This is a genomic window from Roseateles sp., assembly GCF_039929605.1.
Taxonomy (GTDB): Bacteria; Pseudomonadota; Gammaproteobacteria; order Burkholderiales; family Burkholderiaceae_C; genus Pelomonas.
Genome location: NZ_JBDSQX010000052.1, coordinates 1 through 14894 on the forward strand (window position 1 = coordinate 1; position 14894 = coordinate 14894).

Here is a 14894-nt window from a genome sequence, read left to right on the forward strand (position 1 = left end):
GACTCGCGACGCCTGTTTGAGCAGAGCGTAGCGGCGCGAGTTCGGCGCGGGGCTTCGGGGCTGAGCACCGCAGGGGACCCGCAGCGCAGCGGAGGGCGGGGCGGTCAGGGGGGAGCTTTTTGCTTACTTTTTGGCGGCCCAAAAAGTGAGTCGCCCGCCGGGGCGAACTCCCGGCATGGGACTCGGCAAAAAACAAGCGCCGCACGAAGCGCCAAGGTGCCACGCCCATGACCCTCTGGCGCCACCTTACCTGGCCCGCCTGGCGCGACCAACCCGGTCGCGTGATCCTCGCCGTCGTCGCCGTCATGCTCGGCGTCGCCCTCGCCTTCGGCGTGCACCTGCTCAACGGCGCGGCGCTGACCGAGTTCACCCGCGCCGCCCGCAGCGTCAACGGTCAGCCCGACCTGGTGCTGCGCGCCCGCTCGGGCCCACTGACCGATGCCGACCTGGCCACCGTGCTCAACCGCCCCGAGGTCAGCGCCGCCAACCCGGTGCTGGAGGGCCAGGCCCTGTGGCCCGGGCAGACGGGCCGCGATGGCCGCGGGCTGCTGATCCGCCTCGTCGGCATCGACCCGCTTGCCCTGCTGGCCTCGGCCGCCGGTGCCAAGCCGCTGGCGCCTGAGCTGATCCCGCAGGTCGACGGCGGCCCGCTGGCGCTGATGGCCAGCAGCACCATCCATCTGAACGCGGCCGCCCGCGAGCACCTGGCGCCGGGCCAGACCGAGTTGACGCTGCGCCTGGCCCCGCCCGGTGGCGGCGCGCCGCGCGATGTGGTGCTCAACGTCGGCGGGCGCATCGCCGCCGGCAACACGCCGCTGGGCGTGCTGGACATTGCCGACGCGCAACAGCTGCTCGGCCGCCTCGGCGCGCTGGACCGCATCGACGTGCAGCTGGCGGACGGCGTCAACGCCACCGCGTGGGCCGCCACCCTGCCCCCGCATTGGCGCGCCACACCGCCCGATGACGAGGGCGCTCGGCTGGCGGACCTGACGCGCGCCTACCGCGTCAACCTCGGCCTGCTCGCGTTGATGGCGCTGTTCACCGGCAGCTTCCTCGTCTACGCGGTGCTGTCGCTCGCGACCGCGCAGCGCCTGCCGCAATGGGCGCTGGTGGGCGTGCTCGGCGTGTCGGCCCGCATGCGCTGGCGGCTCATCCTCGCCGAGGGCCTGGTGATCGGCTTGATGGGCACCGCGCTGGGCCTGGCGCTGGGCGTGGGCCTGGCCGCAGGTGCGCTCAAACTGATGGGCAGCGACCTGGGCCTGCACGGCGCGGGCGGCTCGTCTGTCGAGTTGCTGCTGCGCCAACCGCTTACCGGGCCCGCGCTGTTCTACGGCTTGCTGGGCCTGGCCGCCGCGCTGGTGGCCGCGCTGGCGCCGGCCCTGACCGTGCGCCGCATCGCGCCGGCACTCGTGCTCAAGGGCCTGGGCCTGCCGGCCGGGCGCACGCTGCCGGCCTGGGTGGGCGCCAGCGGGCTGCTGCTGGGCGCGGCGCTGGCCTGGATGCCTCCCGTCTGGAACGACACGCCCGTCGCCGCCTACCTGTCCATGCTGTTCCTGCTGCTGGGCGGCTTGGCCTTGGTGCCGGCGCTGGTGCGCGGGATGACGGCCGTGCTGGGCTGGTTGCCTGAGGCGGCACAAGGCCCGCTGCTGCTGCTGGCTCGCGAGCGCAGCCGCGACCAGGCCACCGAGGCGCGCCGCGCGCTGGCCGGGGTGCTCGTCGCCCTGGCGCTTGCCGTGGCGATGACCGTCATGATCGGCAGCTTCCGGGAATCGCTGATGCGCTGGCTGGACCACGCCCTGCCCGCCGACCTCTACGTGCGCTCCGCCCTGCGCAGCCCCGATGGCCTGCCCGCGCCGCTGCCGCCAGCCTACCTGGCCGCGCTCGAACGTCTGCCGGGCATCGCCCGCAGCGCGCCGCAACGCAGCACGCGGGCCCGCCTGGCGCCCGGTGCTGACCCCATCGCTCTAACGGCGCGGCGCATGGACGTTGGCAGCCTGCCACTGCTGGAGCGCTGGCGCGGCGCCGCCGCGACGGGCGCGCTGCCCGTGTGGGTCAACGAGGCGGCGCGGGACCAGAACGGGTTGAAGCCCGGCCGCGTCATCAGCGTCGAGCTGGTCGACAGTGGCCGCATGGCCCGGCTGCAGGTGCAGGGCGTGTGGCGCGACTACTCGCGCCAGAGCGGCGCGCTGTGGATGGCACTGAGCGATTACCGCCAGGCCAGCGGCGACCCGGCAACGACCGAGGCCGCGCTGTGGCTGGCGCCTGGCATTGCGCTGGATGCAGCCCGCACCGCCGTGCGCGCTGCGGCACCGCGCCCGGATGACATCGACACCGCAGCGGCCGGCGAGCTGCGCTCGCTGTCGCTGCAAATCTTCGACCGCAGCTTTGCCATCACGCTGTGGCTGCAGGCGGTGGCCTTGGCGGTGGGCCTGTTCGGCGTCATCGCCAGCCAGTCGGCGCAGGCGCTGGCGCGGCGGCGCGAGTTCGGGCTGCTGCGCCACCTGGGCCTGTCGCGCCGCGCGCTGATGCGGCTGCTGCTGCTCGAAGCCAGCCTGCAGGGCGGCGCCGGTGCACTGGCCGGGCTGGCGCTGGGGCTGGGCCTGAGCGCGGTGCTGGTGTTCGTCGTCAACCCGCAGAGTTTTCACTGGAGCATGGAGATGCACCTGCCCGTCGCCCGGCTGGCCGTTCTCGTCGGCCTGGCGTTTGCAGCCGCCGTGGGCGCATCGCTGCTGGCCGGCCGGCGCGCGCTGGGCGCCGACGCGGTGCGCGCCGTGAGGGAGGACGCATGAAGCGCCGCACGCTGCTGATTGGCGCGCTGCCGCTCGCCGTGCAACGGCAGGTGCAGGCGGCGCTGAACTTCCCGCACGACTTCGGCGCCCATCCGCTGCAGGCCATCGAGTGGTGGTACCTCACCGGCCTGCTCGGCGACCGCGACGGCGCGCCGCCGCGCTTCGGCTACCAGCTCACCTTCTTCCGCCTGCCCGGCCCGGCGGCGGCCGACCACCCCAGCCCACTTGCCGCCAAGCATTTGCTGCTCGGCCATGTGGCGCTGTCCGACCTCAGCGCCAAGAAGCAGCGCCACGCCCAGCGCCTGCTGCGCACCCTGCCCGGCGCCGTGCATGCGCGCGTGGGCGAATGCGACCTCAAGCTGCGCGACTGGACGCTCAAGCGCGAGGGCGACGGCTACCGCGCTGCCTTCAGCGGCCCCGGCTTCGCGCTGGAGCTGGAGCTGGCCTCGCCCGACGCGCCCCTGCTGCAGGGCGATGCCGGCGTGTCGCGCAAGGGGCCGCACGACGACCAGTTCAGCCACTACTACTCGCGCCCCCAGCTGTTGACGCAGGCCGCGCTGAGGCTGGACGGCACCCGCCACAGCCTCGCCGGCCGCGCCTGGCTGGACCATGAATGGAGCGACAAGGTGCTCGGCGAAGCTGCCGGCTGGGACTGGCTCGGCATCAACCTGAACGACGGCCGTGCGCTCACCCTCTTCCAGCTGCGCCGCAAGGACGGCTCGCGCCACTGGGCCGGCGGCAGCCTGCGCACACCGGGCCAGGCGGACCGCAGCTTCAGTCCCGACGAAGTCCAGATGACCGCAACGCGGCATTGGGCCAGCCCGGCCACCGGCGCGCGCTACCCGGTCGAGTGGCGGCTCAAATCCCCCGCCGGCGAGATGCTGCTGCGTGCGGCCTTCGACGCCCAGGAGATCGATGCACGGCACAGCAGTGGCCTGGTGTATTGGGAAGGCGTTGCCCAGTTGCTCGACCGCGAAAAGCGCTCATTGGGCGCCGGCTACCTGGAGCTCACCGGCTACGCAGGCCGACCGCCGCTGCTCTGAAGTGATAGTGCGCCCCTCGCCCAGTCTTGCCCCGCTGTACGCGGGTAAGCCTAGTCGGTCCCCCGTGGGGACGGCGATGCTTGCGGCATTGAGCCTCAAGCACATCGCCAGTCGGGCCGGCTTGGGAGCGGCCCGGCGCTCGGCCCGAAACACTTCCTTCATGCATGGCGGGTGACGCGAATGCGGAATGGACACCTGAGATGCTGAGAGCTTTTCATCCGCGCCCGCTTTGCACGCAAAAACCCTCAGCCTCTGACCCACAATCCGCGCGCCATGGCCTCCCACCCTGCACGCCAAGCCCTGCCCCAAACGCGGCTGCACCAGTCCCGACCGACGAATTGACCTCATGAGTTCCACCACCGACCGCCCCGCCTCCAAGCAGGCCCGCTCCCTCAGCGGCCTCGCCCCTTTCCTGCGCCCTTACCGTGGCCGCATCGCCCTGGCGCTGGTGCTGCTGGTGTGTGCCGCGTTGGCCACGCTCGCCTTCCCGCTGGCGCTGCGCGGCCTCATCGACGCCGGCTTCGGCGCCGCCAACCCGGGCGAGCGGCTGATGGCGCTGCGCGAGCATTTCCTCGCGATGTTCGCCGTGGGCGCGGCGCTGGGCCTGTTCTCGGCCTCGCGCTTCTACATGGTCAGCTGGCTGGGCGAGCGCATCACGGCCGACCTGCGCAACGCCGTCTACCGCCATGTGCTGCGCCAGAGCCCAGAGTTCTTCGAGACCACGCAAACCGGCGAGGTGCTGAGCCGCATCACGACGGACACCACCGTCGTGCAAACCGTGGTGGGCTCCAGCCTGTCCATGGGCCTGCGCAACATGGTCATGGGCGTCGGCGCGTTGATCATGCTGGTCGTCACCAACCCCTATGTGATGGGCCAGGTGCTGGGCATCCTCGTGCTGGTGGTGGCACCGGCGCTGTACTTCGGCCGGCGCGTGCGCAAGCTGTCACGCGCCAGCCAGGACCGCGTGGCCGACACCTCGGCCATCGCCGCCGAAATCCTGAACGCCGTGACCGTGGTGCAAAGCTACACACAGGAGAAGGCGGAAAGCCAGCGCTTCGACGCCGCCAGCGAGGCGGCCTTCGACACCGCCATCAGCCGCACGCGCGTGCGCTCCTTCCTCGTCGCCTTCATCATCACGGCGGTCTTCGGCGCCATGCTGTGGGGCCTCTACCAGGGCACGCAGGCCGTCATCGCCGGCACGATATCCGCAGGGCATCTGGGCCAGACGGTCGTCTACGTGACGCTGCTCGTCAGCAGCGTGGCCGTGCTGGCCGAGGTGTGGGGCGACGTGCTGCGCGCGGCGGGCGCCACCGAGCGCCTGATCGAGCTGATGGAAGCCCGCTCGCCGGTGGCCGACCCCGCAGCGCCCCGGTTGCTGCCGGCAACGACCGGCGGCAGCCGGGTCGAGTTCGACGCCATCAGCTTCCACTACCCCTCGCGCCCACTGACGGCAGCGCTCAACGGCCTGTCTCTCACCGTTCAGCCCGGCGAGACCGTGGCCCTCGTCGGCCCCAGCGGCGCCGGCAAGACGACGGTGTTCCAGATGCTGCTGCGCTTTTACGACCCGCAGTCCGGCGCCATCCGCTTGAACGGCGTGCCCACGCAGCAGATCAGCCTGGCCGACCTGCGCGCCAACATCGGCCTCGTGCCGCAGGACAGCGTCATCTTCTCGACGACGGCGATGGAGAACATCCGCTACGGCCGGCCCAGCGCGACGGACGACGAGGTCATCGCCGCCGCAAAAGCCGCCTTCGCCGACGACTTCATCCGCGCGCTGCCCGAGGGCTACGCCAGCTTTCTGGGCGAACGCGGCGTGCGCCTGTCCGGCGGCCAGCGCCAGCGCATCAGCATCGCCCGCGCCATGCTGAAGAACCCACCGCTGCTGCTGCTCGACGAAGCCACCAGCGCGCTCGACGCCGAAAGCGAACGCGTCGTGCAAGCCGCGCTGGAAGCGGCCATGCAGCACCGCACCACGCTGGTCATCGCGCACCGGCTGGCCACAGTTCAAAAGGCCGATCGCATCGTCGTGCTGGAGGCCGGGCGCATCGTCGATATCGGGCGGCACGACGAACTGGTGGCACGCGGCGGGCTGTATGCGAAGTTGGCGGCGATGCAGTTTGGGTTGGTGGCCGGCGCGGAGGCTGTTGCCTCCGCATGAAGAAGCTCGCCCACGCCTTTGCCCTCGCCCTGATCGCCGCCCTGCTGCCCATCGCCACACCGGCTGAGACGCTGGCCTACTTCGGCACCGACACCGGCGGTGAGAGCAAAGGCATCTACGTCTCCACCTTCGACGAGACCACGGGCGCCCTCTCCCCGCCCCGGCTGGCGGCCGCCATCGGCAACCCGGGCTTTCTCGCGATGCATCCGAGCAAGCCGCTGGTCTATTCGGTCACTGCCAGCCGCGCCGCAGACGGCGCCTGGACAGAGGCGGTCGCCGCCTTCGCGGTGCAGGCCGACGGCAGCCTGTCCCTGCTCAACACCCAGCCTCGGGCGGCAGCGGCCCCTGCCACATTTCCATCGACGCCAGCGGGCGCGTGCTGCTGCTGGCAAACTACAACGGCGGCACCGTCGTGTCATACCCGATCGGTGACGACGGCCGCCTGGGGCCGGCGGCCTCCAGGATTCAGCACGAAGGTTCCAGCGTCAACCCGCAGCGCCAAAAGGAACCGCACCCCCACGGCATCTACCCCGGCCCGACGCAGACCCGCGCCTACGTGCCCGACCTGGGGCTGGACAAGGTGCTGATCTACCGACTGGACGCGGCGAGCGGCCGGCTCTCGCCGAACGCGCCTGCGTACGCCACCACCGAACCCGGCGGCGGCCCGCGCCACATGGCTTTTCATCCGAACGGCCGCTACGCCTACGTGAACCTGGAGCTGACGTCCCGCGTGGCCGCCTACCGCGTGGATGCTGCGACCGGCGCGCTGGAGGGCTTTCAGGTGCTGTCCACGCTGCCTGCGGGGGCTTCTGCTGAAGGCAACAGCACGGCGGAGACGCTGGTGCGCCCAGACGGCCGGTTTCTCTACGTGTCCAACCGGGGGCACGACAGCATCGCGGTGTTCGCGATTGACCCGCAGGACGGGTCGTTGCGCTTTGTCGAGGCGACGAGCACCGGAGGGCGCTCGCCGCGCAGTTTTGGCCTCGTGCCGGGCGGGCGGTTTCTGGTGGCGGCGAATCAGAACGGGGGCAACGTCACGGTCTTTCGCGTCGATGCGGAGCAGGGGACGCTGTTACGCGTCGGCGGAGAAGTGGGGATTGAGCAGCCGGCCTACGTTCGCTTCATGCAGCGCTAAGCCTTGTCGGAACGGAATACCGCCAGAAGGCCAAAGGGGTCGGGGTGACAGAGGGTAAAACTTCAGGAACGTTGCGATCCGCAATGTTGATCACAACAGTTAAACCCTCTTCTCCACTTGCCGCTTGTAGCCAAGATGCCCTTTAACGGAGTCCATGGACTCCGAGGTGATCCTCCCTAAGGCCAAGAGATGCTCATAAGCTCGCAACCGATTCCTGTAGCCCTTAGTAAGCCGAACCTTACTTCCATGCACGAGCAATCCGTGAACCTTTAGACGCTGCGGCAAAATTGACAACTTAGTTTTTTGCTCTGACAGCGACCAGGGGCCGACGGCAAACAGAGAGTACACATCACCTTTGAGGGCCGAAGGAAATTCGCCGCTCCCAGAAAACACTATGTCATCGGCATATCTAGTCAGTCGCACACTATACTTCTCTGCAATTTCACTCAGAAGAGCATCGTACTGGGAGAAGCAAATATTGGAAAGGACAGGGCTTGATGGCGCTCCTTGCGCCAATACGTCTTGAAAGCAGCAAAGCCTCGCGATTAGCGTCGCTCCCAATTCGTCGAAACCAATATGGACCAGCGATTTCGCAACCATACCAATGGGCGTTGAAGGAAAGAAGCCCTGAATGTCAACACCAAATACCCAGGAGGCCCCGCAATGAAGCTGAGCAGCGTCTATGTGCGAGCGACCCTCAACAAAACCATAAACGTGCTTTGGAGGTCCATACTTCTTTGCAAGCTGGAATCCTATCCATTTCTGAACTATTTTCAAGGCGACCCTTGGCGCATCTATTCTACGAAGGCCTTTGCCTTTTGGAATGTAGAAAGTGCGGTAATGCCTTGACGGCCTCGTCTCGAAAGACCAAATTAGTCCGGGATTTATTCCCAACATTGCCGCCAAAGCAGCGCGTGAGGTTATGGGCGGCAACCCCATGTTCGCGAGCACTTGCATTTGGGCGCACTCTGACGCTGAAATATTTCCTTCACCTGCTCTATAAAGCTCTGAGAGCGAAGAAAACTGGAAGAACTGCGAGTCGAGAAAAAGTTGCGGGAGCCTCATTTAGCAAAGCTTAGCTTTCGTATCGCGGCCGGATAAACGGCTGGGGCTTCGAAGGAGACCCGGACGTTTATCCGGCTCCTTCTATACAAGATCTTGGCAAATGGGCATGATGCATACCCTCGCCTGAGACTCCCGCGCCGAGAGCTTAACGCCCCTTTCTTGCAAGCGCAAGCAATCTCGAAATATCTGGACTACCCCGGCCCTTTATCGTACCCAACGCTCGAGTAGCGTTCAATGAGCAGGCAAATTTACCCTGTGTTAGCCACACTATTTTCCCGACTTTTCTCAACGCATCCAAGCGGCGCTTCATCCAGTCGTCTGATGGCACATCGAAGCCGCGCTCAACAAGTAGTTGAACTACTTGCTCCGTGGTGGCTGGTGCAATTTGGCGGAGGACCTTGAGAACCACCGTGTCCGACGGCACATTCTCCGCGTTCGTTAGGGCAAAAGCACCCAGCTCCAAAGTTAGTTCGGCCAAATAAATCTTGGCCCGACCTCTTATGGCATTCAAGGCGGACTCCGAAAGCGCTCGCTTCGATTCCACCCAAACATTTCCAACGCTTCCCTGTAATGACAGAAAAACATTTCTTACTTCAGGTCCAAAAGCATGCATAAGCGTTGCACGCAACCCACCTTCCACATCAACACCCAAAGAATCAGAAAGTAAGAACTCTACGTCATGGCCTGCGTCCTTCAGCGCCGCCTTTATATCGATCAAAAGCCTGTTGCTTGGCCGCTGCTTATTCTCAGCGTCACGCCGCACAGCAATTCGAACAAAAGTTATGCCTTGAGGCCCGCTGTCTTTTACTATCGAGCCAATCACTTCTAAGTTACGCTCCATAAGCATGGCAAGGAGCTGCGAGTAGTCGTCAGGCATTAATTTGCCTCCAGACTCCCAGAATTATTCGAACAAAGCTTTTCGCGCGGAAAGGCCAAGTACTGGCAGTGTTCACCGCTACGGAATTCAGTTCAAAATCTGGCGCAACCACGAAATTAACAAGCACTTCAGGGTAGTAATCAGCAGTTACGCGAACTTGACGACCTTCGTCCATCAATCTCGCTAAGTCTTCAGCAGCGGACGCAGCGCTGGCGCATTGGCTTGCCAAATTGTGATCGTCTGCCTTCAAGGCTTTCGCTCTACCTTTTGCCAACTCGCGTTTTATCGTGCCACGAAGCACCTCTGGGATAGTCGCATGCGGCATTTCGCCGGCCCATTCGGGCCTCATTTTCGACAAGCCGGCTCGAACCTCCAAATAGGTTGCGTAATAGAATCTATTAAAAGCGGTCCGACCAAATAGGTCAGCCTCACCTGACGGAATAAGGCGAATGGCTTCTTTCCTCAAATGACTGCCTACTTGTTCCATCTTGTTCCCGGCTCAAATCGACTCTGGCGCACTTTTTGACCGATATCAGCAATGGCACCATGCCGACAGTATTGCCGGCTACGAAATTCAAAGCTGCGATTGGTGCGTATAACAGATTGGGAATGAAGACGACAGCGAAGGTTCCCTCAGGCCTCGCGACACAGAACTCCAGGGGGTCGGGGTCACCCCAGGGCGATTGCATGAAGCCACCCACCGTTTCCGTGCTACGGCAAAGCAGCCGCAGAGGTGGCCGGCGTGATGGGCTGAAGGCCCAGCAGCGTCTGCAGATGCGTGGTGCTCCAGGCCGCCAGGTGGCGCTTGGACTTCCTGCTGCCCTTGATCGTCTTGTTCTGGTTGATCAGGCCCAGTGACATGCGTCGCACGATGCCCAGCTTGCGGCGCGCGGCTTCTTCAACGCAACCGTGCTTCCGGTCAATGGGCCGCCCCGTCGGTGTTTCAAGCGTGGCGAGCGTTCAAACCGTGAGTCGTCGCAACTTCGCATAGGCCAGGGCATGGGCCAGTTCATCCAGCAGCACCGGGCTGCTGAAAGCTCGACCGTTTCGTCAGCGAAGGCCAGTTCGATCAAACGCCTGGGCGGCCCGTTCCACAAGAGGCCCGCCACCACGACGTTGGTGTCGAGCACCAGCCGCAGGGCTGAACCCGGCATCAACTGGCCCCGTGCAGTCGCGCTTGGGCACGCACTTGGCGCACCTCCTCGACGATCTCCTGCTCAGTCTCAGGGGTGAGTTCCTCGGTCGGCAGGCGCTGCCACAGGGCTTGCAGCGCCTCGCCTGCGCGGCGGCGCAGTTGCTCGCGCAGCATGGCCTCCCTCGCGTCGGCCGACAGCAAACCGGCGCTGGCCGCCTTCTGGGCCAGCTCATCGGGCAAGGTGATTTGTACGGTGGTCATCGCGTGCGTCCTTGGCTGCTGAGTCGCCGACTGTCGGCGCCGATCCCATATTGACCCGGGGTGGGCCGCGTCGTCGTGAAGGGCGCGCGGAGCAACGTCGATCCCGGGCGAACTGATCGTCCAGCCGCGCGTCCGGCGCGCCGCAGGACGTCGTCGGCCACAAGAGAGTCGGCATCGGCCGGGAAGATGGGTGCTGCGGTGGGCCAACCAGGGCGCCACAGGCGCGGGCTGAGCTGCGCGCGCGCCGGCCACGGTCCTCTGTCGTCGCCGAATATGATGAAAAACAGAACAGATTCGGGAGATGCGCCGTGATGGCAGAGTGGCTGGACGCTGCAGGTCGATTCTTCAATCCCGAGCCGCGCGTGCGCGTCGTGCCGCTGCCGCATGGCTCTCAATGCGTGGTGGTGGACGACGCCTTGGCCAACCCCGAGGGAGTGCGTCAATGGGCGGCCACTCAGGCCTTCGGGACCCCGAGCTTTCCGTATCCAGGCTTGGTGCTCGGCGCGCCGAAGACAATGGGCGAGCAGATGGCGGTTTTATTTGCGCAGCATGCGCGTGCACCGCTTGGAGGCCGTCGCACGCTGCAGCACGAAGTGCGAATGTCGGTGCTGAGCACGCCCCCTGAGGCGCTGGAGCCTCTGCTCTGGCAGTGCCATCGCGACCGCGTGCTCACTGACGCGGAATCGCAAATGTTGGTCGCGGCCGGTGTGCTGTATCTGTTTGATGACCCTGCGCTGGGCGGCACCAGCTTCTATCGCCCACTGCAAGGTCCGGTCGAGACTGACCGCATGCTGGCCGACAGCGCGGTCCTGGATGCCGCGACTTTCAGCGCGCGCCACGGCGTGCAACCGGGTTACATGACGGACAGCAACGCGTATTTCGAGCGCGTGGCACGAGTCCTCCCGGTTTGGAACCGCGCCATCTTCTACGACGGGTCACTTTTTCATGCCCCCGACGTGGACCACCCCACCCGCCAGAGCGCAGATGTGCTTCGCGGCCGCCTCACGCTGAACGGTTTCTTCGCCTGCAGGCGCGCGGCGGCGTGAGCGGCAATGCCCGATCGCGCGGTCGGCAACCGGTCACCGTCGCGCGCCCTTGCTGATCGCGAAGACCTCGGCGAGCACGCCGCCCCGGGGGCCTGTCGCCGACAATGGCGGCCATGAGCACCCTGCCCCGCCCTCCGCAGCAATACGAAGATTTCATGCGCCATGTGTTCGAGCATGGCGTGCGCAAAAGCGACCGCACCGGCACCGGCACGCGCAGCGTGTTCGGCCACCAGATGCGCTTCAACCTGGCCGCCGGCTTCCCGCTCGTCACGACGAAGAAGGTGCACCTCAAATCCATCGTGCTGGAACTGCTGTGGTTCCTACGCGGCGACAGCAACGCCCGCTGGCTGCAGGAGCGCGGCGTGACGATCTGGAACGAGTGGGCGCGGGAAGACGGCGACCTCGGCCCGGTGTACGGCGTGCAGTGGCGCTCTTGGCCGACGCCGGACGGCGGGCACATCGACCAGATTGCCGACGTGGTGAAGACGCTCAAAACCAACCCCGACAGCCGCCGCATCATCGTCAGCGCCTGGAACGTGGCCGAGCTGTCCAAGATGGCGCTTATGCCCTGCCATGCGTTTTTCCAGTTCTACGTGGCGGACGGAAAACTCAGCTGCCAGCTCTACCAGCGCAGTGCCGACATCTTCCTCGGCGTGCCGTTCAACATCGCCAGCTACGCGCTGCTGACGATGATGCTGGCCCAGCAGTGCGACCTAGCGCTGGGCGACTTCATCTGGACCGGCGGCGACTGCCACATCTACGACAACCATGTGGAGCAGGTGCAGACCCAGCTCGCCCGTGAGCCGCGCGCCTACCCGACGATGACGATCAAGCGCCGCCCGGCGAGCCTTTTCGACTACGAGTTCGAGGACTTCGAGCTGAGTGGCTACGACCCGCATCCCGCCATCAAGGCGCCGGTGGCCGTATGAGCCTCATTACGCTCGTCGCCGCCATCGCGAAGGACGGTGCCATCGGCCGCGACAACGCGCTGCTGTGGCACATCCCCGAGGACATGGCACGCTTCAAGGCGCTGACGTTGGGCAAGCCGGTCGTCATGGGCCGCAAGACCTGGGATTCCATACCGGCCAAGTTCCGGCCGCTGCCGGGGCGGCGCAACCTCGTCGTCAGCCGCAGCGCGACCGAGCTGCCGGGCGCCGAAGTTTTCGCGAGCCTGGACGCCGCGCTGGCCGCCTGCGCCGAGCCCGAGGTTTGCGTCATCGGCGGCGGTGAGATCTATGCCCTCGCCCTGCCCCGCGCGGCCAAGCTGGCGCTGACCGAGGTGGACGCCAGCTTCCCCGACGCCGATCGGCACTTCCCGGCCTGGCCACGCGAGCAATTCACCGAAGCTGGCCGCGAGCCGCGCACGAGCGTGGGCGGCGCGCGCTTCGATTTCGTCGACTACGTGCGACGGGACTGAGTTCAAGTCCTCAGGCGAGCCCGGCATCCACCTTCGTCAGCCAGCGCAGGAAAGGCGCCACCACAGCGGCCGGCTGCTCCAGCGTCGTCATGTGGCCCGAGTCGGGCACCAGCACCAGCTCGACATCGCCTGGCAGCAGCCGTGCCATCTCTTCGGCGCGCTCCGGTGGCGTGACCTTGTCTTCGCGTCCGCACACGACGAGCGCCGGGCAGCGCAACGTGCGCAGCACATCGCGCCGGTCCTGCCTGTCCATCGCCGCCTTCTGCTGGCGCACGAAGCCGTCCTGCCCCACGCTGCGGGCCATCCCCTCCAGCAGGCGCCGCAGGCCGGCGTCATCGGCATGCGCCGGGTGGAACAGCTTGGCCGGGAACGGCGCTATCGCCTCGGTGAAGCTGGTGCCGCCGGACGCCAAGCCATCGACGATGCGCTGGCGGTGCTGCCTGGCCTCGGCGCTGTCGGCTTGCGCACTGGTGTCGATCAACGCCAAGCCACTGACGCGATCCGGCACCTGGCGACACAGCTCCAACGCGACATAGCCGCCCAGCGAGAAGCCGGCGACGGCGAAGGGGCCGCTGGGCATGTTGGAGACGGCGGCGGCAGCGAGATCCGCCATGTTGTCGGCGACATGCGTCTGGCCGATGACCACCAGGCGCTCACGCTGTAGCGCATGCAGGATCGGGTCCCACACGCGGCCATCGTTCATGAGCCCGGGCAGTAGCAGCAGGGGAGTGAGTGGCATGGCATTGCCTCAGAAGCGTCGGAGCGCCACGGTAAGTGGGGCTCGCCGTTGGCGGTGTCGGACAAGCGCTGTTCTGCGGCGTCCGTAGCCCGGGGCAACGACGCAGGCCGTGACAAGGCGGGCGGAACACGCAACCCAGAAACGACAAACCCGGCCTGAGTCGAACCCAGGCCGGGTCTGAAGATCGGATTGGTGGGCGGTGCAGGTTTCGAACCTGCGACCCCCACAGTGTGAATGTGGTGCTCTACCCCTGAGCTAACCGCCCAATCCTGCGAACTGAAATCTGCTTTGCCCGCGCCGGGCTTCGCCGGTGCTGCGTGCATTCAGGACCACCGCAACTCGTTGAAGTCGTGGTGGGCGGTGCAGGTTTCGAACCTGCGACCCCCACAGTGTGAATGTGGTGCTCTACCCCTGAGCTAACCGCCCTGAATTCCATCTATGCACCATCTATGCATCTACGTATCTCGAAACCCGTCCGGGTTCCGCGAAGCCCGCGATTATGCCACGGCTTGGGCGGGCTCCAGCGCACGCCATTTGCAGGCGCCGCCGGCCGCCTTGTCAAGGTCGGCCAGCAGCTTGGCATGGGCTTCAATCTCGCCCGGATCGGCCCGCAACACGGGCAGATCGAAGCTGCTCAGGTCGACCGCCTCGACGGCCGCGTGCGCGTCGCCGCCGGCCGAGTCGCCGTGGTCGTCCATCAGCAGCGCGTCCTGGCCGCGCGTCAGGCGGATGTAGACGTCGGCCAGCAGTTCAGCATCGAGCAGCGCGCCGTGCAGCACGCGCTTGGTGTTGTCCACCTCCAGGCGGCGGCACAGCGCATCCAGCGAGTTGGCCTTGCCGGGGAAGAGGTCGCGCGCCATCAGCAGCGTGTCGCGCACGCCGCCGACGTGGTCGGTCAGCACGCCGCGCCGCAGGCGCTTCAGCTCGGCGTTGATAAAGCCGATGTCGAAGGGCGCGTTGTGGATGACCAGCTCGGCACCGACCAGGAAGGCCAGCAACTGGTCAACGATCGCCGCGAATTTGGGCTTGTCCGACAGGAAGGCCTCGGTCAGCCCGTGCACCCGCAGCGCGTCCTCATGGCTGGCCCGCTCGGGGTTGATGTAGAGGTGCAGGTTGTTGCCGGTCAGCTGGCGGTCGACCATCTCCACGCAGCCGATCTCGATGACGCGGTCGCCCTTGTCGGCGTCCAGGCCGGTGGTTTCGGTGTCGAAGAAGATCTGCCTCATGTC

13 protein-coding genes, 2 tRNA genes and 1 pseudogene are annotated in these 14894 nt (G+C 66.4%); 7 read left to right on the plus strand and 9 right to left on the minus strand.

Annotation, left to right across the window (positions count from 1 at the left end):
- Window positions 1-227: 227 nt before the first annotated feature.
- The 4 genes and pseudogenes from ABIS05_RS07365 (at window position 228) to ABIS05_RS07380 (ending at window position 7125) form a co-directional block, all read left to right on the plus strand.
- On the plus strand, window positions 228-2789 hold the full coding sequence (locus ABIS05_RS07365; protein WP_348012877.1) for an FtsX-like permease family protein: 2562 nt from the start codon (window positions 228-230) through the stop codon (window positions 2787-2789).
- Window positions 2786-3832: a carotenoid 1,2-hydratase gene (locus ABIS05_RS07370; RefSeq protein ID WP_348012878.1), complete on the plus strand. Its 1047-nt coding sequence runs from the start codon at window positions 2786-2788 to the stop codon at window positions 3830-3832. Before ABIS05_RS07365 ends, ABIS05_RS07370 begins: the two co-directional genes overlap by 4 nt.
- Window positions 3833-4178: 346 nt before the next feature.
- The gene (locus tag ABIS05_RS07375) at window positions 4179-5990 is read left to right on the plus strand and encodes an ABC transporter transmembrane domain-containing protein (protein ID WP_348012879.1); all 1812 of its coding nucleotides are present in this window, start codon (window positions 4179-4181) and stop codon (window positions 5988-5990) included.
- Window positions 5987-7125: pseudogene (locus ABIS05_RS07380) on the plus strand (lactonase family protein). Before ABIS05_RS07375 ends, ABIS05_RS07380 begins: the two are co-directional and overlap by 4 nt.
- Window positions 7126-7224: 99 nt before the next feature.
- Here ABIS05_RS07380 and ABIS05_RS07385 read toward each other — a convergent pair.
- The 5 genes from ABIS05_RS07385 to ABIS05_RS07405 form a co-directional block, all read right to left on the minus strand.
- On the minus strand, window positions 7225-8190 hold the full coding sequence (locus tag ABIS05_RS07385) for a reverse transcriptase family protein (protein WP_348012880.1): 966 nt from the start codon (window positions 8188-8190) through the stop codon (window positions 7225-7227).
- Between the two features lie 145 nt (window positions 8191-8335).
- Window positions 8336-9067 carry a hypothetical protein gene (locus ABIS05_RS07390; RefSeq protein WP_348012881.1) on the minus strand — a complete coding sequence of 244 codons (732 nt, stop codon included), beginning with the start codon at window positions 9065-9067 and terminating at the stop codon, window positions 8336-8338.
- Window positions 9060-9554, minus strand: a complete 495-nt coding sequence (locus ABIS05_RS07395) for a hypothetical protein (RefSeq protein WP_348012882.1) — start codon at window positions 9552-9554, stop codon at window positions 9060-9062. The genes ABIS05_RS07390 and ABIS05_RS07395 overlap by 8 nt, the downstream gene beginning before the upstream one ends.
- A 224-nt stretch (window positions 9555-9778) precedes the next feature.
- Window positions 9779-9928, minus strand: a complete 150-nt coding sequence (locus ABIS05_RS07400) for a hypothetical protein (protein WP_348012883.1) — start codon at window positions 9926-9928, stop codon at window positions 9779-9781.
- 292 nt (window positions 9929-10220) lie between these two features.
- Window positions 10221-10463, minus strand: a complete 243-nt coding sequence (locus ABIS05_RS07405) for a hypothetical protein (protein ID WP_348012884.1) — start codon at window positions 10461-10463, stop codon at window positions 10221-10223.
- Between the two features lie 311 nt (window positions 10464-10774).
- On the opposite strand from ABIS05_RS07405, the gene ABIS05_RS07410 reads away from it, so the two are divergent.
- From ABIS05_RS07410 to ABIS05_RS07420, 3 genes are all read left to right on the plus strand, one after another.
- Window positions 10775-11509, plus strand: coding sequence for a DUF6445 family protein (locus ABIS05_RS07410; RefSeq protein ID WP_348012885.1), 735 nt, complete (start codon window positions 10775-10777; stop codon window positions 11507-11509).
- A 113-nt stretch (window positions 11510-11622) separates the two neighbouring features.
- Window positions 11623-12438, plus strand: coding sequence for a thymidylate synthase (locus tag ABIS05_RS07415; RefSeq protein ID WP_348012886.1), 816 nt, complete (start codon window positions 11623-11625; stop codon window positions 12436-12438).
- A complete protein-coding gene (locus ABIS05_RS07420) occupies window positions 12435-12926 on the plus strand; it encodes a dihydrofolate reductase (RefSeq protein ID WP_348012887.1) in 492 nt (163 codons plus the stop codon). Before ABIS05_RS07415 ends, ABIS05_RS07420 begins: the two co-directional genes overlap by 4 nt.
- 10 nt (window positions 12927-12936) lie before the next feature.
- Here ABIS05_RS07420 and ABIS05_RS07425 read toward each other — a convergent pair whose 3' ends face one another.
- The 4 genes from ABIS05_RS07425 to dnaQ form a co-directional block, all read right to left on the minus strand.
- Window positions 12937-13665: an alpha/beta hydrolase gene (locus ABIS05_RS07425; protein WP_348012888.1), complete on the minus strand. Its 729-nt coding sequence runs from the start codon at window positions 13663-13665 to the stop codon at window positions 12937-12939.
- Between the two features lie 190 nt (window positions 13666-13855).
- Window positions 13856-13930 (minus strand) — tRNA-Val (locus ABIS05_RS07430).
- Between the two features lie 86 nt (window positions 13931-14016).
- A tRNA-Val gene (locus ABIS05_RS07435) sits at window positions 14017-14091 on the minus strand.
- 71 nt (window positions 14092-14162) lie between these two features.
- On the minus strand, window positions 14163-14891 hold the full coding sequence (gene dnaQ, locus ABIS05_RS07440) for a DNA polymerase III subunit epsilon (protein WP_348012889.1): 729 nt from the start codon (window positions 14889-14891) through the stop codon (window positions 14163-14165).
- Between the last annotated feature and the right edge of the window lie 3 nt (window positions 14892-14894).

Coding starts and splice junctions, on each gene's coding strand:
- ABIS05_RS07365 (WP_348012877.1), top strand. CDS start 228: ATGACCCTCTGGCGCCACCTTACCTGGCCCGCCTGGCGCGACCAACCC.
- ABIS05_RS07370 (WP_348012878.1), top strand. CDS start 2,786: ATGAAGCGCCGCACGCTGCTGATTGGCGCGCTGCCGCTCGCCGTGCAA.
- ABIS05_RS07375 (WP_348012879.1), top strand. CDS start 4,179: ATGAGTTCCACCACCGACCGCCCCGCCTCCAAGCAGGCCCGCTCCCTC.
- ABIS05_RS07385 (WP_348012880.1), bottom strand. CDS start 8,190: ATGAGGCTCCCGCAACTTTTTCTCGACTCGCAGTTCTTCCAGTTTTCT.
- ABIS05_RS07390 (WP_348012881.1), bottom strand. CDS start 9,067: ATGCCTGACGACTACTCGCAGCTCCTTGCCATGCTTATGGAGCGTAAC.
- ABIS05_RS07395 (WP_348012882.1), bottom strand. CDS start 9,554: ATGGAACAAGTAGGCAGTCATTTGAGGAAAGAAGCCATTCGCCTTATT.
- ABIS05_RS07400 (WP_348012883.1), bottom strand. CDS start 9,928: ATGTCACTGGGCCTGATCAACCAGAACAAGACGATCAAGGGCAGCAGG.
- ABIS05_RS07405 (WP_348012884.1), bottom strand. CDS start 10,463: ATGACCACCGTACAAATCACCTTGCCCGATGAGCTGGCCCAGAAGGCG.
- ABIS05_RS07410 (WP_348012885.1), top strand. CDS start 10,775: ATGGCAGAGTGGCTGGACGCTGCAGGTCGATTCTTCAATCCCGAGCCG.
- ABIS05_RS07415 (WP_348012886.1), top strand. CDS start 11,623: ATGAGCACCCTGCCCCGCCCTCCGCAGCAATACGAAGATTTCATGCGC.
- ABIS05_RS07420 (WP_348012887.1), top strand. CDS start 12,435: ATGAGCCTCATTACGCTCGTCGCCGCCATCGCGAAGGACGGTGCCATC.
- ABIS05_RS07425 (WP_348012888.1), bottom strand. CDS start 13,665: ATGCCACTCACTCCCCTGCTGCTACTGCCCGGGCTCATGAACGATGGC.
- dnaQ (WP_348012889.1), bottom strand. CDS start 14,891: ATGAGGCAGATCTTCTTCGACACCGAAACCACCGGCCTGGACGCCGAC.